The 19,995-nt window shown below is 70.1% G+C and carries 17 protein-coding genes and 3 tRNA genes; 10 read left to right on the forward strand and 10 right to left on the reverse strand.

The window, feature by feature from the left end:
• Positions 1–43: 43 nt before the first annotated feature.
• Both VGN50_RS10215 and VGN50_RS10220 read left to right on the forward strand, forming a co-directional pair.
• The gene (locus VGN50_RS10215) at positions 44–1,534 is read left to right on the forward strand and encodes a CoA-acylating methylmalonate-semialdehyde dehydrogenase (RefSeq protein WP_327444653.1); all 1,491 of its coding nucleotides are present in this window, start codon (positions 44–46) and stop codon (positions 1,532–1,534) included.
• On the forward strand, positions 1,534–2,916 hold the full coding sequence (locus VGN50_RS10220) for an aspartate aminotransferase family protein (RefSeq protein WP_327444654.1): 1,383 nt from the start codon (positions 1,534–1,536) through the stop codon (positions 2,914–2,916). The genes VGN50_RS10215 and VGN50_RS10220 overlap by 1 nt, the downstream gene beginning before the upstream one ends.
• Before the next feature lie 37 nt (positions 2,917–2,953).
• Here the strand turns inward: VGN50_RS10220 and VGN50_RS10225 are convergent, their stop codons facing one another.
• The gene (locus tag VGN50_RS10225) at positions 2,954–3,451 is read right to left on the reverse strand and encodes a dsRBD fold-containing protein (protein WP_327444655.1); all 498 of its coding nucleotides are present in this window, start codon (positions 3,449–3,451) and stop codon (positions 2,954–2,956) included.
• Between the two features lie 89 nt (positions 3,452–3,540).
• Between VGN50_RS10225 and folP the strand changes: the two genes are divergently transcribed.
• On the forward strand, positions 3,541–4,458 hold the full coding sequence (folP, locus tag VGN50_RS10230) for a dihydropteroate synthase (protein ID WP_327444656.1): 918 nt from the start codon (positions 3,541–3,543) through the stop codon (positions 4,456–4,458).
• 290 nt (positions 4,459–4,748) lie between these two features.
• Complete coding sequence (locus tag VGN50_RS10235; protein WP_056882965.1) at positions 4,749–4,952, forward strand: cold-shock protein; 204 nt, start codon at positions 4,749–4,751, stop codon at positions 4,950–4,952.
• Between the two features lie 104 nt (positions 4,953–5,056).
• Here the strand turns inward: VGN50_RS10235 and VGN50_RS10240 are convergent, their stop codons facing one another.
• Complete coding sequence (locus tag VGN50_RS10240; protein ID WP_327444657.1) at positions 5,057–6,973, reverse strand: penicillin-binding transpeptidase domain-containing protein; 1,917 nt, start codon at positions 6,971–6,973, stop codon at positions 5,057–5,059.
• A 161-nt stretch (positions 6,974–7,134) separates the two neighbouring features.
• Here VGN50_RS10240 and VGN50_RS10245 point away from each other — a divergent pair, with 161 nt between their 5' ends.
• Positions 7,135–8,703: an LCP family protein gene (locus VGN50_RS10245; protein ID WP_327444658.1), complete on the forward strand. Its 1,569-nt coding sequence runs from the start codon at positions 7,135–7,137 to the stop codon at positions 8,701–8,703.
• Positions 8,704–8,772: 69 nt separating this feature from the next.
• On the opposite strand, the gene VGN50_RS10250 is transcribed toward VGN50_RS10245, so the two are convergent.
• Positions 8,773–8,865 (reverse strand) — tRNA-Ser (locus tag VGN50_RS10250).
• 150 nt (positions 8,866–9,015) lie between these two features.
• Between VGN50_RS10250 and VGN50_RS10255 the strand changes: the two genes are divergently transcribed.
• Complete coding sequence (locus VGN50_RS10255; protein ID WP_327444660.1) at positions 9,016–9,516, forward strand: DUF4333 domain-containing protein; 501 nt, start codon at positions 9,016–9,018, stop codon at positions 9,514–9,516.
• Here the strand turns inward: VGN50_RS10255 and VGN50_RS10260 are convergent.
• The 4 genes from VGN50_RS10260 to VGN50_RS10275 all read right to left on the reverse strand — a co-directional run bounded on the left by VGN50_RS10260 (position 9,450) and on the right by VGN50_RS10275 (position 15,094).
• A complete protein-coding gene (locus tag VGN50_RS10260; RefSeq protein WP_327444661.1) occupies positions 9,450–10,673 on the reverse strand; it encodes a bifunctional glycosyltransferase family 2/GtrA family protein in 1,224 nt (407 codons plus the stop codon). The two genes, VGN50_RS10255 and VGN50_RS10260, sit on opposite strands and share 67 nt — an antisense overlap.
• A 9-nt stretch (positions 10,674–10,682) precedes the next feature.
• Complete coding sequence (locus tag VGN50_RS10265) at positions 10,683–12,809, reverse strand: glycosyltransferase family 39 protein (RefSeq protein ID WP_327444662.1); 2,127 nt, start codon at positions 12,807–12,809, stop codon at positions 10,683–10,685.
• A gap of 75 nt (positions 12,810–12,884) precedes the next feature.
• Positions 12,885–14,363: a HAMP domain-containing sensor histidine kinase gene (locus tag VGN50_RS10270; protein WP_327444663.1), complete on the reverse strand. Its 1,479-nt coding sequence runs from the start codon at positions 14,361–14,363 to the stop codon at positions 12,885–12,887.
• Complete coding sequence (locus tag VGN50_RS10275; RefSeq protein WP_327444664.1) at positions 14,360–15,094, reverse strand: response regulator transcription factor; 735 nt, start codon at positions 15,092–15,094, stop codon at positions 14,360–14,362. Before VGN50_RS10275 ends, VGN50_RS10270 begins: the two co-directional genes overlap by 4 nt.
• A gap of 169 nt (positions 15,095–15,263) precedes the next feature.
• Between VGN50_RS10275 and VGN50_RS10280 the strand changes: the two genes are divergently transcribed.
• A complete protein-coding gene (locus tag VGN50_RS10280; RefSeq protein ID WP_327444665.1) occupies positions 15,264–15,611 on the forward strand; it encodes a hypothetical protein in 348 nt (115 codons plus the stop codon).
• Positions 15,608–15,787, forward strand: a complete 180-nt coding sequence (locus VGN50_RS10285; RefSeq protein ID WP_327444666.1) for a hypothetical protein — start codon at positions 15,608–15,610, stop codon at positions 15,785–15,787. Before VGN50_RS10280 ends, VGN50_RS10285 begins: the two co-directional genes overlap by 4 nt.
• Before the next feature lie 10 nt (positions 15,788–15,797).
• Here the strand turns inward: VGN50_RS10285 and VGN50_RS10290 are convergent, their stop codons facing one another.
• Positions 15,798–17,282, reverse strand: coding sequence for a hypothetical protein (locus tag VGN50_RS10290; RefSeq protein WP_327444667.1), 1,485 nt, complete (start codon positions 17,280–17,282; stop codon positions 15,798–15,800).
• A gap of 80 nt (positions 17,283–17,362) precedes the next feature.
• Positions 17,363–19,201: a phosphoenolpyruvate carboxykinase (GTP) gene (locus tag VGN50_RS10295; RefSeq protein WP_327444672.1), complete on the reverse strand. Its 1,839-nt coding sequence runs from the start codon at positions 19,199–19,201 to the stop codon at positions 17,363–17,365.
• A 379-nt stretch (positions 19,202–19,580) separates the two neighbouring features.
• On the opposite strand from VGN50_RS10295, the gene VGN50_RS10300 reads away from it, so the two are divergent.
• Both VGN50_RS10300 and VGN50_RS10305 read left to right on the forward strand, forming a co-directional pair.
• Positions 19,581–19,653 (forward strand) — tRNA-Arg (locus VGN50_RS10300).
• Positions 19,654–19,678: 25 nt separating this feature from the next.
• Positions 19,679–19,755 (forward strand) — tRNA-Pro (locus tag VGN50_RS10305).
• 24 nt (positions 19,756–19,779) lie between these two features.
• Here VGN50_RS10305 and VGN50_RS10310 read toward each other — a convergent pair.
• Positions 19,780–19,995, reverse strand: a 216-nt coding sequence (locus VGN50_RS10310) for a hypothetical protein (RefSeq protein ID WP_327444668.1), incomplete at its 5' end; no start/stop codon positions are given.

Consider the following 19,995-nt stretch of genomic DNA (forward strand, 5'->3'; position numbering starts at 1 on the left):
GACTCTATTGTGTGACCAGAGCCAGGCCGTTAGCGTGGGCGGCATGAGCAGCACCATCACGCACTGGATCGACGGCCGCGCCCGGGCGGGTGTCTCGGGACGCGAGGCGCCCGTCTACAACCCCGCCACCGGCCAGGTGAGCGCCCACGTCGACCTGGCGTCGGCGGAGGAGATCGACGCTGCTGTGGCCAGTGCCGCCGCTGCCGCGCGCGAGTGGCGCAACGCGTCGCTGAGCCGTCGCTCGGCGGTGCTCTTCGCCTTTAGGGAGCTGCTGCACCAGCGGACGCCGGACCTCGCCGCCATCATCACGGCCGAGCACGGCAAGGTGCTCTCCGACGCCGAAGGCGAGATCGCCCGTGGCCTCGAGAACGTCGAGTTCGCCGCAGGCGTCCCGAACCTGCTCAAGGGTGGCTTCACCGAGCAGGCGGCCTCGGGGGTGGACGTCTACAGCATCCGTCAGCCACTGGGTGTCGTCGCCGGCGTCACGCCCTTCAACTTCCCCGCGATGGTGCCGCTGTGGATGTGCGCCAACGCCATCGCCTGCGGCAACGCGTTCATCCTCAAGCCCAGCGAGAAGGACCCGTCGGCGGCGCTGTTCATCGCGCAGCTGTGGCAGGAGGCCGGTCTGCCCGACGGCGTCTTCACCGTCGTGCAGGGCGACAAGGTCGCCGTCGACGCCATCCTCGACCACCCGGGCATCAGCGCGGTGAGCTTCGTCGGGTCGACGCCCATCGCCAGGTCCATCTACGAGCGTGGCACCGCCGCCGGAAAGCGGGTCCAGGCCCTGGGCGGCGCCAAGAACCACGCTCTGGTCCTGCCCGACGCCGACCTCGACCTGGCCGCCGACGCCGTCGTCTCCGCGGCATACGGCGCGGCAGGTGAACGGTGCATGGCCCTCTCGGTCGCGGTCGCGGTCGGGGACATCGCCCAGCCGCTCGTCGACGCGATCGCCGTGCGCCTGCCCAAGCTCACCATCGGCGACGGAGCCGAGCCGGGCACGGACATGGGTCCGCTCATCACGGCCGAGCATCGAGACAAGGTCGCGGGCTACGTCGACGCGGGGGAGGCGGCCGGGGCGGAGGTGGTCGTGGACGGCCGGTCCGGTGAGCTCCCGTCCGAAGGCTTCTTCCTCGGCACGACGCTGCTCGACCACGTCACGCCCCAGATGACGGTCTACACCGACGAGATCTTCGGGCCCGTGCTCTCGGTCGTCCGGGTGGACACCTACGAGGAGGGCCTGGCACTCATCAACGCCAACCCCTACGCCAACGGGACCGCCATCTTCACGCGCGACGGCGGCGCGGCGCGCCAGTTCCAGTACGACGTGCAGGTCGGCATGGTCGGCATCAACGTGCCCATCCCCGTGCCGGTCGCCTACTACTCCTTCGGGGGGTGGAAGGACTCGCTGTTCGGAGACACGCACATGTACGGGCCCGAGGGCATCAGCTTCTACACCCGCGGCAAGGTCGTCACACAGCGCTGGCCCGACCCGGCCACGTCGTCGGTCGACCTCGGCTTCCCGAGGACCCGCTGATGAGCGCTCACGAGTCGACCCTCCAGAACGCGCCGGCCCTCGCGACCGAGGAGCAGGTCCGGCGCGACGACCGGGCGCACGTCTTCCACTCCTGGTCCGCCCAGGGCCTCATCGACCCACTGCCCATCGCCTCGGCCCAGGGGTCTCATTTCACCGACTACGAGGGGCGGCGCTACCTCGACTTCTCCAGCCAGCTCGTCAACGTCAACATCGGCTACCAGCACCCCAGGCTGGTGGCGGCGATCCAGGAGCAGGCGGCCCGGCTGACCACCATCAGCCCGGCCTTCGCCAACGACGCCCGCTCAGAGGCGGCGCGGCTCATCGCCGAGCTGGCCCCCGGCGACCTCGACCGCGTCTTCTTCACCAACGGGGGCGCCGAGGCGACCGAGAACGCCCTGCGCATGGCCCGCCTGCACACGGGACGCCACAAGGTGATGGCCGCGTACCGCAGCTACCACGGTGCCACCGCGGGTGCCATCGCGATGACCGGCGACCCTCGGCGTTGGCCCTCGGAGCCGGGTATGCCGGGCATCGTGCGGTACTGGGGTCCGTACCTCTACCGCTCGGCGTTCCACGCCGAGACCGAGCAGGAGGAGTCCGAGCGGGCCCTGCAGCACCTGCGCGACCTGGTCATGGTCGAGGGCCCGCAGACGATCGCGGCCATCATCCTGGAGACGGTCGTCGGCACCAACGGCATCCTCGTGCCACCACCGGGCTACCTCCAAGGTGTCCGCGACCTCTGCGACGAGCACGGGATCGTCATGATCGCGGACGAGGTGATGGCGGGGTTCGGTCGCTGTGGCGAGTGGTTCGCTGTCGACCACTGGGGCGTCGCCCCGGACCTCATCACCTTCGCCAAGGGGGTCAACAGCGGCTACGTGCCGCTGGGCGGGGTCGTGATCTCCGAGCGGATCGCGCAGAGCTTCGACCAGCGGCCCTACCCAGGTGGCCTGACCTACTCGGGCCATCCGCTGGCCTGCGCCTCGGCGGTCGCCTCGATCACGATCTTCAAGGAGGAGGGCATCATCGAGCACGCCCGCTCCCTGGGAGCGGACGTGATCGGCCCCGGCCTGCGAGCGATCGCCGACAGACACCCCAGCGTCGGTGAGGTGCGCGGGCTGGGGGTGTTCTGGGCCGTGGAGCTGGTGCGCGACCGGCATACCCGTGAGCCCCTCGTGCCGTTCAACGCCTCAGGTGCCGACGCCAAACCCATGAACGACTTCGCCGCGGCCTGCAAGGAGCGCGGGCTGTGGCCGTTCACCCACTTCAACCGCACTCACGTGGTGCCGCCGTGCACCACGACGGCAGAGGAGGTGCGCGAGGGCCTGGCCATCCTCGACGAGGCGCTCACCGTCGCCGACGGCTTCACCACGGGCAGCTAGCGAGCCGGGCGGGCTGCGGGAGCCGCGCCTGTCGCGGTCAGCGCGAACGGACCACCACGTCGACGTCGCCGGTCGATGTCTCGATGTCGTGGGCTGCCCGGGCCAGCAGGTCGTCGGCGAGGTGGCGCAGGGCGCGGGCGACCGCGACCTCGTCACCGATCCTCGGGTCGCCTCGGTCGCCGGCACTGCGGTGGGTGCTGCCGCGCCCGGTGAGGTGGTCGGGTGAGTTGGCGATGAGGGCGACCGTCGCCGTGGTGTCGTCACCTGCCTCGAAGATCGACACCTGCACGTCCCAGTGACGGATCACTCCGCTGGCCGGCGGTCCGGTGTACGCGTGGACATCGCTACCGCTGTCGGCGACCCGCAGGACCGACCCTGGTCCCGGGTAGAGCAGCCCGGTGTGCCCGTCGCGCCACTTCACCAGATAGGGCGGGGCGCCGTCATCGCCGCGGACCTCGAGCACCTCACCGTCGCGAGTCGGCCGGTCCACCTGCTCACCAGCGAGAACGATGTGGTCGCCCTTCTTCGCCTTCATGTCGGTGCACCTCCGAAGACGTCGGTCCGAGGTCTCCACTCTGCTCCTCCCCGCGTCGAGAGGGAAGGGGCTGGTGCGAGGATGACGGCGTGCCGCTGCCCGATCCGACGCCCCTGGGACTTCCGCGCGCCCCCGCTCTGCGCCTGCGAGGCCGCACCTTCGACGCGAGCCGGCCCGCCGTCATGGGCATCATCAACCGGACGCCGGACTCGTTCTTCGCCGGGAACAGGCACGCCGACATGGACTCGGCTCGCAGGGCGCTCGACGCGGCCGTGGACGCGGGTGCCGACATCGTCGACATCGGGGGTGTGCGGGCCGGCCAGGAGGGCTCCGCGGTGTCGGGGCAGGAGGAGCTGGAGCGCGTGATGCCGTTCCTCGAGCACGCGCGCGCGGCCTATCCCGACCTGGTGCTCAGCCTCGACACCTGGCGCTCGGAGGTGGCCGCCGAAGCGGGCGCGCACGGCCTCGACCTCGTCAACGACACCTGGGCGGGTCACGACCCCGAGCTCGTCACTGTCGCCGCGCGCATCGGTGCCGGGGTGGTGTGCTCGCACACCGGTGGACTGCCGCCGCGCACCGACCCCGTCAAGGTGACGTACGGACCGGACCCGCTCGATGTCGTGCGCGACGTGCTGCGCACGCTGGCCGAGGGCGCGCGGCTGGCCGAGGCGGCCGGCATACCGGCGGAGCGGATCCTCGTGGACCCCACACTGGACTTCGGCAAGACGACGCGGCACTCCCTGGAGGTGCTCCGGCACACGGCCGACGTGACGTCCTTGGGGTATCCGGTGCTGCAGGCGTTGTCGCGCAAGGACTTCGTGGGTGAGGCCCTGGGTCTGGACCCCGACGAGCGCCTGGAGGGCACCCTCGCGGCGACCGCCGTGGCCGCCTGGCTCGGCGCGACGGTGTTCCGCGCACACGACGTGAGAGCGACCCGTCGCGTCGTCGACATGGTCGCCGTGATCCGCGGCGACCGTGGGCCGGTGCGCGAGGTACGCGGGGTCTAGCGCGGGCGTACGAACAAGGGCCGCCCGCTCGACTGACCGCGGCGGAGAAATCCCGTCGTCAGGCAGCACGACCTGCGCCCTGCGTGCTAGCGTCTGTCGCGGTTGCAACAAGCAGTTCCTCGCAGGTCGACGAAGTGCCCGCCCTAGCACCATCAGAGCGGGCATTTGCCTTCTTAGGAGGGCAGGTCATCCGAGGCCGGGCATGGTCCCGTCCGTTGGGGTTGTGTGGGGCAGCCGGGGGCTTCGCAAGGTGCGTCGCTCCCAATGGCTACAAAAGAAAGAGTTACCCCATGGCACAGGGAACCGTTAAGTGGTTCAACGCTGAAAAGGGCTTCGGCTTCATCGCCCAGGACGGCGGCGGCCCGGACGTGTTCGTCCACTACTCGGCGATCGAGTCCTCGGGCTACCGCTCGCTGGACGAGGCACAGCGCGTGGAGTTCGAGGTCACCCAGGGGCCCAAGGGCCCCCAGGCTGACGCCGTTCGCCCGATCTGATCCGAGGACTGCTTAACCACCAGTCTTCAGACAAGGCCCCCACCATTGCGGTGGGGGCCTTGCTGTTTCCCGTATGCCGCGTCAGCGCGGACCGCTCGTGATGGTCACCCCTGCGCCAGGCGAGTGAGGAACGCCCGAGCCACGGGCGCCGCCACGGTCCCTCCGCTCTTGCCGACCTCGACGAGCACCGCGAAGGCGATGTCGCCCTGGAACCCGATGAACCAGGCATGGGTCTGCGGCGGGTTGCCGCTGCCGAACTCGGCGGTCCCGGTCTTGCCCCGCACGATGCCTCCGGGAGTGCCGACGAGCGCCTGGCCCGTGCCCTGCGCGACCACCGCCCCCATGAGTCCCTGCAGCTGGCTGACGACCGTCGCGTTCAGCGGTTTGGGCGTCCGGTCGGCCCCGGCGGGTGCCGGCGAGGTGACGAGGGCTGGTGGCACCACTGCCCCTCGCGCGACGTTGCCGGCGAGGACCGCGAGCGCGAGCGGGGAGACGACGTCGCGGCCCTGGCCGATGGCCCCTGCGGCCTTGTCGGTCTTGCCGTTGTTGACGGGGGCCTTGGCGTCGAAGGCGTGGGCGACGCCGAGGGTGTTGGCCCAGCCGGTCAGACCTAGTGCCGTGGCGGCGGTGGAGAGCGCGTCGTCGGTCAGCTTGGTCGACAGCTGCACGAACGCGGTGTTGCACGACTTCGCGAAGTCCGTGGTGAAAGTCGGTGACCCGAGCGCCTCACCCTCGTAGTTCTTGTAGGTGCGGCCGTCGACCACGAAGGTGGGAGGGCAGGTCACCGGGGTGGTGGGAGTGACCTGGCCCGAGGTGAGCAGGGCGTACGACGTGACGATCTTGAACGCCGAGCCAGGCGGGTAGTGCCCGGTCATCGCCCGGTCGAGCCCCAGGGCGGGGGAGTTGGCCGAGGCCATGATGTCGCCGGTCTTCACGTCGACCGCCACCAGGGCAGAGGGCACCGATCCCGTTGCCTGGAGCGCGGACTCCGCGGCGTCCTGCACCCTCGGGTCGAGGGTGGTCTTGACGTCGGTGCCGGCGACCGGCGGCTTGTCGAACAGCGCCTTCCCCGGCGCGGCGCTGGACGTCACCCGCACGCCCGGCGTCCCGCCGAGGACGGCGTCGTACTGTCCTTGGAGGCCACTGATGCCGGCGTAGTCGCCCACGGCATACCGCCCCTTGCTCTTGGCGATGAGCTCGGCACTGACGGGTCCGAACGAGCCCAGGAGTGGCTGGGCGAAGGTGCGGGTCTTGGCCAGGGGCTGCTCGCGGACGGGATAGATGACCCCCGCGAGGGCGTCGAGCTGCGAGCGCCGCGCGTCGAAGTCGGCCTGGCGGTAGGTGATCACCGGGATCGGTGCCTGGCTGCCGGACTTCTTGGCGCTCGCGAGCTTGGCCACCAGCGACCCGGCGGGTTCGTTGGTGATCTTCTCGAGCGCGGCGACGGACTGGGGCGTGGCCCTCACCGGGTCGATCTGCACCCCGTAGACCTTGCCGAGCGGGGCGAGGGGGGTGCCGGCGCTGTCGAGCAGGTTGCCCCGGGTTCCCCACGTGCGCGTCGCGGTGAGCCGGTCCTTGGGACCGAGCTGTGCGTTCCACGCCGAGCGTGTGGTCGGCAGCTGCACGGCCCAGCCTCCGGCGCCTTTGACGACGGTGACCGGCACGTCGTACGACCAGGGCACCGATCCCGACAGGCTCCACGTCACGTGCAGTGTGCTCGAGGCGCGGTCACCCTGCCGCTGCACGCCTCCCGCACGGACGCTGACCGGGCCCGGGCCCAGCCCTGAGGTCGCGCTACGGAACTGTGTCGCGACAGCCTGCGCCGTCGTCCCCGCGAACCGCAGTCCGGTGACGGTGAAGGAGCGCTTCTGCCACGCCTTGGCGAAGTCCTGCACCTGCACGCCAGCGGCCGTATCGTCGGCCCGTCCTGAGGCCGACTCGTGCCACCACACGCCCCCGGCGGCAGCCACCACCAGGACCGCTGCCGCGGTGACCGAACCCACCCACACGCGTCGTTCCATTGGCCCATCCAACCTCACGGCTCTCGTCGCCGTCGCAGTGGCGTGAGCACACGCACCAGAGGCGGCACAGCACACCCAGGTGGCGACCGTACACTCGCCGGAGGCGACGACCGTCGCCGCCGTCTTGTTCAGCGCCGCGGGAGCGGGTCAGTGAGGTATACGTGAGCGAGCCAACCCCAGGCTCTGCCCAGGGCGAGGACGCCACCGCGCGCGAGGACACCACCGCGCGCGAGGACACCGCGGCGACCACGCCCACCCGTCGAGCAGACCGGCATGCGAACGCCCACCGGCACCCGTGGCTGCGGCGCGTGGCCTTCGGCATCGCCGCCGTGCTCGTCGTGACCCTGGTCCTCGCGGTCGGCGTCTATCTCAAGCTCACCGGCAACATCAACCGTGTCGACATCTCGGGCGCTCTGGGCCGACGGCCGGCGCCGGCTGCCACCACCGACAAGGTCACCAACCTGGCCCCGCTCAACGTCATGGTGATGGGGTCCGACACCAGGCAGGGGCAGGGCTCGAGCTTCGGGTCGGTGTCAGGCGCCCGCTCCGACACCAACCTCCTGATCCACCTGTCCGCCGACCGCAAGAGGGCGATCGTGGTGTCGATCCCGCGCGACTCGATGACCAAGGCGCCTGCCGACTGCAAGAACAAGTCCGACACCGTGCAGGCGGGTGTCATCCGCCAGTGGAACGACAACTTCACCCTCGGCGGACCGGCCTGCACGATCAGGACGTTCGAAGGCCTGACCAACATCTACGTCAACCACTACATCGTGGTCGACTTCGGTGGGTTCAAGTCGATGGTGGACGCCCTCGGGGGTGTCACCGTCTGCACGCCCACCGCGATCAACGACCCGCTCAGCGGCCTCAAGCTGCCGCCAGGCCGCAGCAAGCTCGACGGTGTGCAGGCGCTGGGCTACGTTCGGGCCCGGTACACCATCGGCGACGGCTCGGACCTGAGCCGGATCGACCGCCAGCAGGCCTTCCTGTCCTCGGTGATCCAGGGCGCCACCCAGTCCTCCCTGCTGCTGCGGCCCGACCGGCTGTTCCGGTTCCTCGACGCGGCCACCCAGGCCACCACGACGGACATGGGCATCGGCGACATGAAGGACCTCGCCGAGAGTGTCCGCAACATCGGCCTCAGCCAGATCAAGTTCGTGCGCCTCCCGACCGAGCCGTATGTCGCCGACCCCAACCGCGTCCAGTGGACCTCGGCCGCGGATGTGCTGTGGGCCGCGATCCGCAACGACCAGCCCCTGCCGGGCACCACGCCACCCACGGCAACCCCGACCGCCTCTCCGACGTCTGACCAGCCGCTCACCGTGAGCCCGTCAGCCATCCAGGTCCGGGTCACCAACAGCTCGGGGGTGCCCGGCATCGCCAAGCAGGCGGCGGCCGCCCTTCAGGTGCAGGGCTTCACCGTGGTCTCGTACGTGACTGGCACCGGCCCGGTGACCAAGGGGGCGGTGGTCCGCTACGGGCCCGGCCGGAGCGAGGCGGCGCGCACCGTCGCAGCAGCCTTCCCCGGAGCGCAGCTGAAGGAGGACCCGTTGCTGGGGTCGACCATCGAGCTGAGCCTGGGAACAGGTTCCCCGAACGCCGTTGCCGTGAGCAACCGCCTCGGCACGCAGCCGCTGCCCAGCCCCAGCGTGACGGCGACCCAGGGACCGGCGGCGACGGCCGTCCCCACCATCAAGGCGCGCTCGGCCAACCAGGACATCTGCAGCTGAGGCCACGGCACGCAGCAAGCACAACGCCCGAAGCCTGTGGCTTCGGGCGTTGTCGATGCCGCTGGCATCTGGCGGAGGCGGAGGGATTTGAACCCTCGATGGGCGATAAACCCAAACCGCATTAGCAGTGCGGCGCCATAGACCGGACTAGGCGACGCCTCCACGCGCGGCCGACTGACGACCGAGCCCGCACAGGGTATCCGGAGCGCGGCGACTGGAGCAAAGCGGCACAGCCACTGACAACCTCAGCGAGTTCTGAGACCTCTGCACCGTGCTTGCGGCATCCTGTGCCGACGACCCGAAGGAGCATCTATGTCCGACCAGCTCACGCCCCCCGGTACCCAGCCGTTCCCGGCGGCTGGGTCGCAGTCCGGAGCTCCGGTGCCACCGGCGCCGAGCCATGGGCAGTACTGGGCGCCGCCTCCACCACCGGTGTCGCAGGGGTATGCCGCGCCACCGAAGCGTGGCAACGGGCTGGCCATCACGGCGGTCATCCTGAGCGCTCTGGCGCTGCTCGTGGCGGTCGGGGTCGCCATCATGATCGTAGGCAGCAGCGCCAGCGGCCCGGGCGGGGCGCTGTCGGGCCAGGTGACACCGGTCGACAAGGGCGTGGCCAGCAACGACCTGCAGGCCGAGCTGACCAAGATCATCACCGACGACGGCGGCTCGGTCGACACGATCACCTGCCCCGCCCGCTCAGAGATCGGGCAGGGTCTGGTGACCGTGTGCAAGGGGTCGGTGGACGGCTATGACTGGACCGGCATCGTGGTGTTCGAGGACGCCGAAGGCACGTTCGTGCTCAACGAGCTCTGAGTCCCGCGGAACATCCACGAGCGCATCGCCATGAACCGCACGACCGTGGAGGCGGCCGTGGCGACGGCTACCACCGTGGTGGCCAGGGCTGTGGAGGGAGCCGTGTCCAGACCGTGCAACAGGGCCAGCGCGCCGGCCGTCATCATCCAGGTGACGGCGAAGACGGCCAGCCCCTGGAGCTGGTGACGGGCAGCCCCGGCTCCCCGAACGCCGAACGTCCAGCGCCGGTTGAGAGCGGTGTTCACGAGCGCGGCGATCAGCAGGCCCACGAGGTTCGCCGACTGCGAGGACGTCCCCGCCGACCCTCGTAGGGTGGCGAAGAGACCGAGGTGGATGACCGTGGTGAGGCCACCGACCACCGCGAACCGCCCCATCTGGGCCCACGTGCCGGCCCCTGGACTGCGGCGCCCGATCCGGCCGGCGATGTCGTCGACCGGCAGCCGGTGCAACGCCAGAGACCGCTTGAGCCGCCACACTCCGCGCAGGTCGTCCAGGGCCGTGCGGACCACGTCGACCCGCGAGTCGGCGTCGTCGAAGCAGTCGACGGGCACCTCGTGGATGCGCAGCCCGGAGCGCTCCGCAAGCACCAGCAGCTCGGTGTCGAAGAACCAGCTGGTGTCCTCGACCAGAGGCAGCAGCTCGGCAGCCACGTCTGCCCGGACCGCCTTGAAGCCGCACTGGGCGTCGCTGAACCTCGCCCCCAGCGCTCCTCGCAACATCACGTTGTAGCACCGTGAGATGACCTCGCGCTTGAGCCCGCGAACCACCCTCGATCCCCGTGCGAGCCGCGAGCCGATGGCCACGTCGGAGTGGCCGGACATCAGGGGTGCGAGCAGGGGCCACAGGGCGTCGAGGTCGCTGGACAGGTCGACGTCCATGTACGCCAGGATGGGTGCGTCGGACGCGAGCCACGCCTGCTTGAGCGCCCGGCCGCGGCCCTTCTCCGCGAGCAGGACCACCTTCACTGCCGGCAGCGTGGCCGCCAGCTCCGACGCGACCAGGGGCGTCCCGTCGGAGCTGGCATTGTCGGCCACCGTGATCCTGAAGGGGTACGGGAACGTCGCCACGAGGTGAGCGTGCAGACGCAGCACACAGGCCGAAAGCGTGCCCTGCTCGTTGTGGACGGGGATCACGACATCGAGGACTGGAGCTCCCATGACCGGCCCTCAGGTGTTCTGGGTGGTGGAGGACGAGGTCGACGTGGTGCCGAGCGGCTTGGTGAGGTCGTAGAACGTCGACCCGCCGATCGTCACCTGCGCGAAGTGCGACGCCACCCAGGCCGAGATCTGGGATCCTGTGCCGGACTGGGCGCCCCCGGGTCCACCACCGGGCCCGCCACCCAGCCCACTACCTGCCACGAAGTAGTGGATCTGACCGCCCGCCACGTACTGCTCGAACTGTGCCAGCGTCGGCGAGGGGTCACTGCCGTTGAAGCCGCCGATGGGCATCACGGGCAGCCCGGTGCCAAGCTGCAGTGCGGCGGCGTTCTGCGACCCGATCGCCGCCGCAACCCAGCGGAACGATCTGGCGTTGGCCGCTAGGGCCGAGGTGACCTCGGTGTTGGGCGTCGTGGCGTCGAGCAGGCCGCCGAGCCCACCGCCGGTCGAGCCCTGTGGGGCAGTGCCGCCCCGAGGCGCCGCGCCCGTCAACCCCTGCGGGGGAGTGCCGTTAGCACCGGCCGCCAGACCACCCGCCGGACCACCCGGTATACCGCCCGGGAAGCCGCCACGCTGGCCGCCGAAGCCGCCTCCGGGGCCTCCTCGTCCCGTGGACGGGCCCGCGGTGACGATGGACCCGGTGTGCCCCGTGTTCACCGTCTGGAGGCTGTATGCCGCGGGGCCCGCGAGCGCGGCGACGAGTGCCGTCGCGACCACGGCCGGCACCCAGCGGCGCTCGAGGTGGGTGATGGCCAGCAGAAGCAGGGCGCTCGCGAGGCCGAGGGCAAGGACGGCGACGCGCAGCCAGCTCTGCCAGTCGGTGCGCGACAGGAGCATGAACGACCAGACGGCCGTCGCGCCCACCGCTGCAGCGAGAGTGATGGACCCCAGCCGCGAGGCGCGGTGCTTCCACGCCTCGGCGGCGCCCATGCCGACGACTGCCGCTACGGCCGGTGCGAGAGCGACGGTGTAGTACTCGTGGAAGATGCCTGCCATCAGGGAGAACGTCAGCATGGTGAGGATGAGCCAGCCGCCCCAGACGACGTATGCCGCGCGGCGCAGGTCGGTCCGCGGCGCCCGTCCGCGCAGGACCAGGCCCACGGCGAGCAGGATCGCGGCGGCGGGGAGGAGCCACGAGATCTGGCCACCCACCGACGAGGAGAACATGCGCAGCAGGCCCGGGGTTCCCCAGCCGTTGCCGCCGCCGACGGATCCGGTCTCGTTGCCGCTGATGCGGCCCAGGCCGTTGTAGCCGAAGGTGACCGACAGGAAGGAGTTGTCCTGTGAACCGCCGATGTAGGGGCGCATGCTCGCCGGGACGAGCTGGACGATGGCTACCCACCACCCGGCGCTGAGCACCATCGAGGCGGCCCCGGTCAGCGCGCCGGTGATGCGCCGCCGGAGAGTCGTGTCAGCGAACAGGAGGTAGGCCAGCCCGAACGCGGGCACGACGAGGAGGACCTGCAGGGCCTTGGTGAGGAATCCCAGACCGACGAAGACGCCGACGATGGCGAACCAGCGGGGGCTGCCCTGCTCGATCGACTTCATGGTCGCCCAGGCGCCGAGAGCCATGAGCAGCACGAGCAGTGCGTCAGGGTTGTTGAAGCGGAACATCAGGACCGCCACCGGTGTCAGTGCCAGCACCAGGCCGGCCAGGAGGCCCGCCGCTGCGCCGAACTGCCGCTTCACCGTCGCGTAGACAACGCCGACGGTCGCCACCCCCATCAGCACCTCGGGCATCAGGATGCTCAACGAGCTGAGCCCGAAGGTCCGCACCGACAGGGCCATGACCCAGAGCGCCGCCGGGGGCTTGTCCACGGTGATGGAGCTGCCAGCGTCCGAGGAGCCGTAGAGGAACGCCTTCCAGCTCACGCTGCCGGCTTGGACGGCTGCGGAGTAGAAGGAGTTCGCGTACCCGCTGGCGGTCAGGTTGTAGAGGTAGAGGAGAGCCGTGGCGACGAGCAGCCCCAGCAGGGCGGGGCGCGCCCATGACGGGTCCTGCTCCGGGCCGCGCCACAGGCGCTGCAGGCGGGTGGTCGTCGCCTTGCCGAGGTCACCCGGGGAGGTTCGGTCTTCGAAGGCGGGGGCGTCCAGGGCGCCTGGCGCCGCGTTGCGGTGGAGGGTCGTGGTGTCCATATCCACCACGGTCGGGCTCCGGGCTATGGGGTGGCTGTGACACCCCTGGGGTCCCCTGATGAGCCTGACGGCACGTCAGGTGGTGGGCAGTAACACCGTGAACGTGGTGTCTCCCGGAGCACTCGCCAGCTCTACGGTGCCGCCATGGGACCGCGCGACGGCGTCGACGATGCTCAGGCCGAGCCCGGTCGAGCCGGCAGCGCGGTTGCGGGAGTCGTCGCCGCGGGTGAACCTCTGGAAGACGTTGCGCTGCAACGACTTCGGCACGCCGGGACCGTCATCGGACACGCTGACCCGGACCCATGACCCCTCGGGCTTGACGACGGTCGTGACGCGGGTGCCGGGCGGCGTGTGGGTGCGGGCGTTGGCCAGGAGGTTGGCGACGACCTGGTGGAGCCGGGCGTGGTCGCCGGGGACCTCGACGGGCTCCGCGGGCAGGTCGAGCTCCCACCGGTGGTCCGGTGCGGCGGCATGGGCGTCGCTGACGGCGTCCATGGCGAGCAGTGACAGGTCGACCGGCTCTCGCTCCAGGGGGCGCCCCGCATCCAGCCTGGCCAGCAGGAGGAGGTCCTCGACCAGCCCCTGCATGCGCAAGGCTTCAGACTCCACTCGAGTCAGGGCATGGGTGATCGAGGCGGGCACAGGCTCGCGCTCGCGCCGGGACAGCTCGGCATACCCGCGGATGGAGGCGAGGGGCGTCCGGAGCTCGTGGGAGGCGTCCGCGACGAACTGGCGCACCCGCTGCTCCGACTCGTGTCGTGACTGCAGAGCGCCCTCGACGTTGTCGAGCAGGTTGTTGAGGGCGAGACCGACCTGGCCGACTTCGGTATGCGGGTCGGCATCGGCCGGCGCGACACGCTGTGCCAGGGCGACGTCACCGGTGTCCAGCTGGAGCCGGGACACCTGCGTGGCGGTGTGGGCGACCCGCTGCAGGGGAGCGAGGTTACGGCGCACCAGCCAGAGCCCACCGACGGTGACGAGGACGAAGCCGATGATGGTGCCCCCCGTCACCAGGGTGATCGTCTGGTCGAGCGTCTCGGTGACGCCCGCCATCGGAAGTCCGGCGATCACGATGTCGCCGTCCGCCTCACGCATGGCGGCGACGCGGTAGGGGCCAAGCCCCTTGACATCGACTGTTTTGGGGGTCTGGCCGATGCCCGCTGCGTCGAGCTGCGCGATCTGGGCGGAGCTCAGGGTGGTGAGTGCCTGCTGGTGCTCGACATGGCTGGTCGTGGTGCCGTCAGCAGAGATGATCAGCCGCAGCGACTCCCCGAGGCCACCCGGTGGTGTCACGCCGCCACCACCTGGCCCACCCCCGTCGCCGGGCCCACGGGGCCCACCGCCACCGCCACCGGCTCGGGACACGGTGGCCTGGACGTCCTGGTCGAGCTGCTGCTCCAGATGCTGGTGCAGCAGGACAACGGTCAGCGAGGCGGTGGCCACGGTGACGGTGAGGAAGAGGCCCACCACGGCGGCGACGAGCTTGCCGGTCAGGGACCAGCGCGAGGGCCGGAGCGTGTCGCGGACCCGCTGGGCGGTACCGCCTGTGCTCATGACGCCGGCTTGAGGACGTACCCCACGCCGCGCATCGTGTGGATCATCGGGTCGCGTCCCGCGTCGACCTTCTTGCGCAGGTAGGAGATGTAGAGCTCGACGACGTTGGCCTGACCGCCGAAGTCGTAGTTCCAGACGCGGTCGAGGATCTGGGCCTTCGACAGCACGCGGCGCGGGTTGCGCATGAGGTACCGCAGCAGCTCGAACTCGGTCGCGGTGAGCTGGATCAGCTGGCCGCTGCGGGTGACCTCGTGGCTGTCCTCGTCCATGGTGAGGTCGCCGACGACGAGCATCGAGGAGGACTCGTCGGTCACCACGGCAGTGCGGCGCATGAGGGCGCGGAGTCTGGCGACCACCTCCTCCAGGCTGAACGGCTTGGTGACGTAGTCGTCACCGCCGGCCGTGAGGCCCGCCACTCGGTCCTCGACAGCATCCTTGGCGGTGAGGAACAGGACGGGGACATTGGGGTTGTCACCACGCATCCGGCGTAGCACCTCCATGCCGTCGAAGTCCGGAAGCATCATGTCGAGCGCCACCGCGTCGGGCTGGAAGTCACGCGCTGCGCGCACGGCCGACGCGCCGGTGCTGGCCGTCCTGACCTCCCAGCCCTCATAGCGCAGGGCCATGCTCAACAGCTCGGTCAGGTTGGTCTCGTCATCGACGACGAGCACTCGCACAGGGGAGCCATCGAGGCGCTGGAGCTTGGCGGAGGTGGACGGCTGCGTGCTCATGTCCTCAAGGAAACACCGCAACCTTGTGTGCCGCCCACCGAACGGCTGTGTGAACCCTGTGAGCCCCCTGTGACCGATCCTCAGCGGTCCGATGGGCCTGTCACAGCCCGTCCACAGGGCGCCGTCCGAACCTCGCACCATCACCTCGTCGTCCGACCGGAGGCATCCGATGAGCACCCCCCCAACCACCGCTGAGCAGGCGGCCGGCATCAGCTGGGCCAACGAGGTCACCCACGCCGCCGAAGCGACAGTGCCGCTGCCTCCCGCCGGATCCGCGGAAGCCGATGCAGGAGGAACGGCTCCCGCGTTGAAACCGCCCGCCTGGTCCGGTCGCAAGACAGCGATCGCGGCAGCTCTGGCGGTCGGCCTGTCCACCGCCGGCGCGCTGGGTGCTGCAGCCGCTGACCGACCGGGCTCGGTCGCCACGGACCAGGGACAGTTCCAGCCGGGTGGCTTCGGGCGCGGGCAGCGCGGTCCTGGCGGCTTCGGCGGACAGCTGCCCGCGAGCACGACATGACCCGCCGCAGCGTGGTGCGCGCGCTGGGCGCCGTCCGCAGGGGCGGGGGCGGGGGCCGTCCGGCATACGGTCAGAGCGAGACCCATGCCGTGGGCAAGGACTTCAGCGCCGTCCCCGTCTGTGGCGCGGTGCGCCCGCTGGCCGACCAGCGGGTGCGGCGCCGCAGCGTGAGCTAGGCGCGTCGCCTCAGCCGCGTGCGCCGCCCAGCCCGATGACGACGGCCAGACCCAGAGCGCTGCGCGGTGCGTATGCCGTGCGCCACAGCCCTCCGTGGACGGCCCCCTCCGCCTCCTCGCGCCAGGGGGCGCTCAGGGGGCGCGGTCGGGTCCGCAGGTCGTGGACCAGGAGCGCGGCCATCAGCGTGTTGCTCGTGGCGGGCTCGAAGACCTCGATCCCGAAGCGGTGGGCCCCGGCATACGCACTGGCGAGCGCGCGGTTCTTGAGCACCGAACGGGTGCGGGTCGGCGGGGCGACGTGCAGCGACACAGGCACGCCGTCACGTCGAGCTGTCGTGGCCCGCCAGCGCTGGAGGCGTTTGGCCAGTGCGTAGTTCGGCCCCTGTTGAGCCACGAGACTGTCGTTGATGCCTGGGTCGGACCCGGGAGCGTAGTTCCGCCGCAGCACCCGCCCGCCGGTCAGCGTCCGCAGGGCGGGCCGGGCCAGTCGCATTGCTCGAGTCGGTCCCCGGTAGCTGCTGGTGGAGTGGTCCACGGCCTCGGCGGGGACGGCGAAGACATCGGTCGGGGTGGCCAGGAACGCCAGCGAGACGTCGTCGCGCCTGCGCAGCAGCTCGGCGCTCAGGACGTCGACGGCCGTCGAGACGCGGACGTTCGTCGCGCCGTCGGCATACACATAGTTGCCCAGCACGAGGGGACCGTTCAGATCGCTGAGCCAGGCGGCCACGGCCGGCAAGGAGTGGAGCAGGTCTGCTCCCGCGTGGGCGGCGAGGTCACCGGCGGACCACGACGACCCGGCAGCCACCGGCAGGTGAAGCGTGCCCGCAGAGGCGTCTGCCACCTCGAGTACCCGCTTCCAGAGGTCGGGGCGCGGGAGGTCGAGCGCCACCACGTCGCCACCCCAGGCGAGCACGGCGCGCAACGGTCCCATCTCGGCACCCGCGCCCAGCACCACCAGCCGGTGGTCGGACAGGTCGAGCCAGTCCGGGTTCGCCATGACGAGGCGCACCGCCTCCGCGGCCGACGGCTCCATGACCCCGCGAGCCGTCCAGTCGTCGAGCTGGCGGTGCAGCTCGTCGCCGCTGAGGCGGTGGCCGTGCAGCGGCACGCTCAGCTCGGTGGCCCGGCGCCCTGTGCCCCGGATCGTTGCCGTCTCCAGGGTCGGGCCGCCGGCCGCGCCGAAGATCTCGCCGACGGGGACCTCGCCGCCTCCGGGGATGGTGGCGCGCATCCGGGTATGCAGTGAGGTGAGGCCCGCACGGGCGATGTCGACTGCCGCCTCACCGTCGCGCAGCAGGCCGGCCTCGACCAAGCGCCGGTAGTGGGTGAGATAGCCCTGACGCCAGGTGGTCTCGCGTTCCGCCGCCTGGGCGCCGACCGGGTCGACGTCCCGCAGGGCGTCGGCGACCACCGCGCGGCCAAGGGCGGAGGTGCTGCGCTTGCCGTCGACCTCGGGAAAGACCACGCCACTGTGTGCCGCGCCGGTGTGTGCCATGCAGCGAGTATGCCGAAAGGCCCGGAACCTCATCGGTTCCGGGCCTTTCCAGTGGTGGCTTCAGGCGACAGACAGGTGGGTCACTCGACGCCGAGGCGCGCCTTCAGTCCGTCGAGCTCGATGCGCAGCTGGGTCGGCAGGGTCTCGCCGAACTTGGCGAACCACTCCTCGATCTGCGGGATCTCGGCCTTCCACTCCTCGGGGTTCACGGCCAGCGCCTGCTCGAGCTCGGCGTCGCTCATGTCGAGGCCGTCTGTGTCGAGGGACTCCGGCGTGGGCACGTGGCCGATCGGGGTCTCGATGGCGGCGGCCTTGCCCTCGATGCGCTCGATGGCCCACTTGAGGACACGGCTGTTCTCACCGAACCCCGGCCACAGGAACCCGCCGTCCTCGTCGCGGCGGAACCAGTTGACGTAGAAGATCTTCGGGAGCTTGGTCGCGTCCGCGTCCTTGCCGATGTTGATCCAGTGCTGGAAGTAGTCGCCCGCGTTGTAGCCGATGAACGGCAGCATCGCCATCGGGTCGCGGCGCACGACACCGACGGCACCGGTCGCAGCGGCTGTCGTCTCGGAGGAGAGCGTGGCACCCATGAACGTGCCGTGCACCCAGTCGCGGGACTCGGTCACCAGCGGCACCGTCGTCTTGCGGCGCCCGCCGAAGAAGATCGCCGAGATCGGCACACCCTGCGGGTCGTCGTACTCGTCGGCCAGGATCGGGCACTGCTCGATCGGGGTGCAGTAGCGGCTGTTGGGGTGGCTCGACAGCTCGGCCGAGTCCGGGGTCCAGTCCAGGCCCTTCCAGCTCGTCGCGTGGGCAGGCTCGTTCTCCAGGCCCTCCCACCAGACGTCGCCGTCGTCGGTCAGGGCGACGTTGGTGAAGACGGAGTTGCCCTTCTCGATGGTGCGCATCGCGTTGGGGTTGGTCTTCTCGTTCGTGCCGGGGGCGACACCGAAGAACCCGAACTCGGGGTTCACGGCATACAGGCGGCCGTCCTCACCGAAGCGCATCCAGGCGATGTCGTCGCCGAGGGTCTCGACCTTCCAGCCCGGGATGGTCGGGGCGAGCATGGCGAGGTTGGTCTTCCCGCACGCGCTGGGGAACGCGGCCGCGACGTAGTAGACCTGCTGCTCGGGAGAGATCAGCTTGAGGATGAGCATGTGCTCCGCGAGCCAGCCCTCGTCACGCGCCATGGCGCTGGCGATGCGCAGGGAGTAGCACTTCTTGCCGAGCAGGGCGTTGCCGCCGTAGCCGGAGCCGAACGACCAGATCATCCGCTCCTCGGGGAACTGGACGATGTACTTCTCGGGGTTGCACGGCCACTTCACGTCCTTCTGGCCGGGCTCGAGCGGGGCGCCGACGGAGTGCAGCGCGGGGACGTACTTCGCGTCCTCACCCAGCTCCTCGATGCGACGCAGGACGTTGACACCGGTGCGAGCCATGACCCGCATCGAGACCACGACGTACTCGGAGTCGGTGATCTCCACACCGAACATCGGGTTATCGGCGTTGAGGTGACCCATGACGAAGGGGATGACGTACATCGTCCGGCCCTTCATGCAGCCCTTGTACAGGCCACGCATGAGGTCCTTCATCTCCTCGGGGTCCATCCAGTTGTTGGTGGGCCCGCAGTCCTTCTCGTCGACCGAGCAGATGAAGGTGCGGTCCTCGACGCGCGCGACATCGGTCGGGTCGGAGGCGGCGTAGAAGCTGTTGGGCTTCTTCTTCTCGTCGAGCCGCACGAAGGTGCCGGCCTCGACGAGCTTGTCGGTCAGGCGCGTCCACTCCTGGTCGGACCCGGTGACCCACTCGACCTGGTCAGGGGTGGTCAGCGCCGCCACCTCGTCGACCCATGCCTGCAGGCGGGCGTGCGTCGTCCCCCCCACGCGCTGATCTGTCTGCTCTGTCGCCTCGGTCGTCATGTACTCGGCCGTCCCTTTCGTCCGGATGTGACTCGTCCCCGGATCCATGAGGTGAAGCGCCCCCGCGAGACTCATGTCCGCATGATGAACGCTCTGATCTGGTCACCGTACGCCCGCGCCTGCGATGCGGTGTACCACAGGAGCCGTGGATCGCTCGTGAATCGGCTCACAACCTAGGAGTAGAGCGCTCGCCGCTGATGGCTTCTTGCGCCGCTTGCAAGAAGACGGCGAATCGCCGCGATTTTTCTTGCGATTCGCTTCCCCCGGGTATGCCGCGCCCGAGGGTCCGCGAGGGCACGCCCGGGCTGATTTCGTGCACGAGGGGGTCAACCGGTAGTCTTTCCCGTCGTTGCTCTGGGCGATCCCCGGGGCAGCATCCGCGCCCGTAGCTCAACGGATAGAGCATCTGACTACGGATCAGAAGGTTAGAGGTTCGAGTCCTCTTGGGCGCATCGGCGATACCTGGGTGAAGTTCGGCGGGGCGTAGCGTAGCCCGGTAGCGCGCCTGCTTCGGGAGCAGGAGGTCGCTGGTTCAAATCCAGTCGCCCCGACCATTTAAATAGAAGCCCCGCAACTACTTATTGTTGCGGGGCTTTTGCTTTGTACCGATCGAAGGGCAACGCAACTGCAGCAACGCGGATCTCGCGGATCGGACGCGGATCTTCACGGACAGCTCCTCGAAGTGGCGGTGCTCCTCGCTCCGGCATCGACTGATGCGATTGTGACTGCGCCTGACGAGTCAGTCTCGCCAGGCGCAGTCCCACAACATCCTGATGTTCCACGACGAAGCTCTT

The sequence above is a fragment of the Pedococcus sp. genome (genome assembly GCF_036000045.1).
GTDB lineage: Bacteria > Actinomycetota > Actinomycetes > Actinomycetales > Dermatophilaceae > Pedococcus.

Bases quoted from the DNA above. Each gene is read 5' to 3' on its own strand.
- VGN50_RS10215 (WP_327444653.1), top strand. From the start codon at position 44: ATGAGCAGCACCATCACGCACTGGATCGACGGCCGCGCCCGGGCGGGT.
- VGN50_RS10220 (WP_327444654.1), top strand. From the start codon at position 1,534: ATGAGCGCTCACGAGTCGACCCTCCAGAACGCGCCGGCCCTCGCGACC.
- VGN50_RS10225 (WP_327444655.1), bottom strand. From the start codon at position 3,451: ATGAAGGCGAAGAAGGGCGACCACATCGTTCTCGCTGGTGAGCAGGTG.
- VGN50_RS10235 (WP_056882965.1), top strand. From the start codon at position 4,749: ATGGCACAGGGAACCGTTAAGTGGTTCAACGCTGAAAAGGGCTTCGGC.
- VGN50_RS10240 (WP_327444657.1), bottom strand. From the start codon at position 6,973: ATGGAACGACGCGTGTGGGTGGGTTCGGTCACCGCGGCAGCGGTCCTG.
- VGN50_RS10255 (WP_327444660.1), top strand. From the start codon at position 9,016: ATGTCCGACCAGCTCACGCCCCCCGGTACCCAGCCGTTCCCGGCGGCT.
- VGN50_RS10260 (WP_327444661.1), bottom strand. From the start codon at position 10,673: ATGGGAGCTCCAGTCCTCGATGTCGTGATCCCCGTCCACAACGAGCAG.
- VGN50_RS10265 (WP_327444662.1), bottom strand. From the start codon at position 12,809: ATGGACACCACGACCCTCCACCGCAACGCGGCGCCAGGCGCCCTGGAC.
- VGN50_RS10270 (WP_327444663.1), bottom strand. From the start codon at position 14,363: ATGAGCACAGGCGGTACCGCCCAGCGGGTCCGCGACACGCTCCGGCCC.
- VGN50_RS10275 (WP_327444664.1), bottom strand. From the start codon at position 15,094: ATGAGCACGCAGCCGTCCACCTCCGCCAAGCTCCAGCGCCTCGATGGC.
- VGN50_RS10280 (WP_327444665.1), top strand. From the start codon at position 15,264: ATGAGCACCCCCCCAACCACCGCTGAGCAGGCGGCCGGCATCAGCTGG.
- VGN50_RS10285 (WP_327444666.1), top strand. From the start codon at position 15,608: ATGACCCGCCGCAGCGTGGTGCGCGCGCTGGGCGCCGTCCGCAGGGGC.
- VGN50_RS10290 (WP_327444667.1), bottom strand. From the start codon at position 17,282: ATGGCACACACCGGCGCGGCACACAGTGGCGTGGTCTTTCCCGAGGTC.
- VGN50_RS10295 (WP_327444672.1), bottom strand. From the start codon at position 19,201: ATGACGACCGAGGCGACAGAGCAGACAGATCAGCGCGTGGGGGGGACG.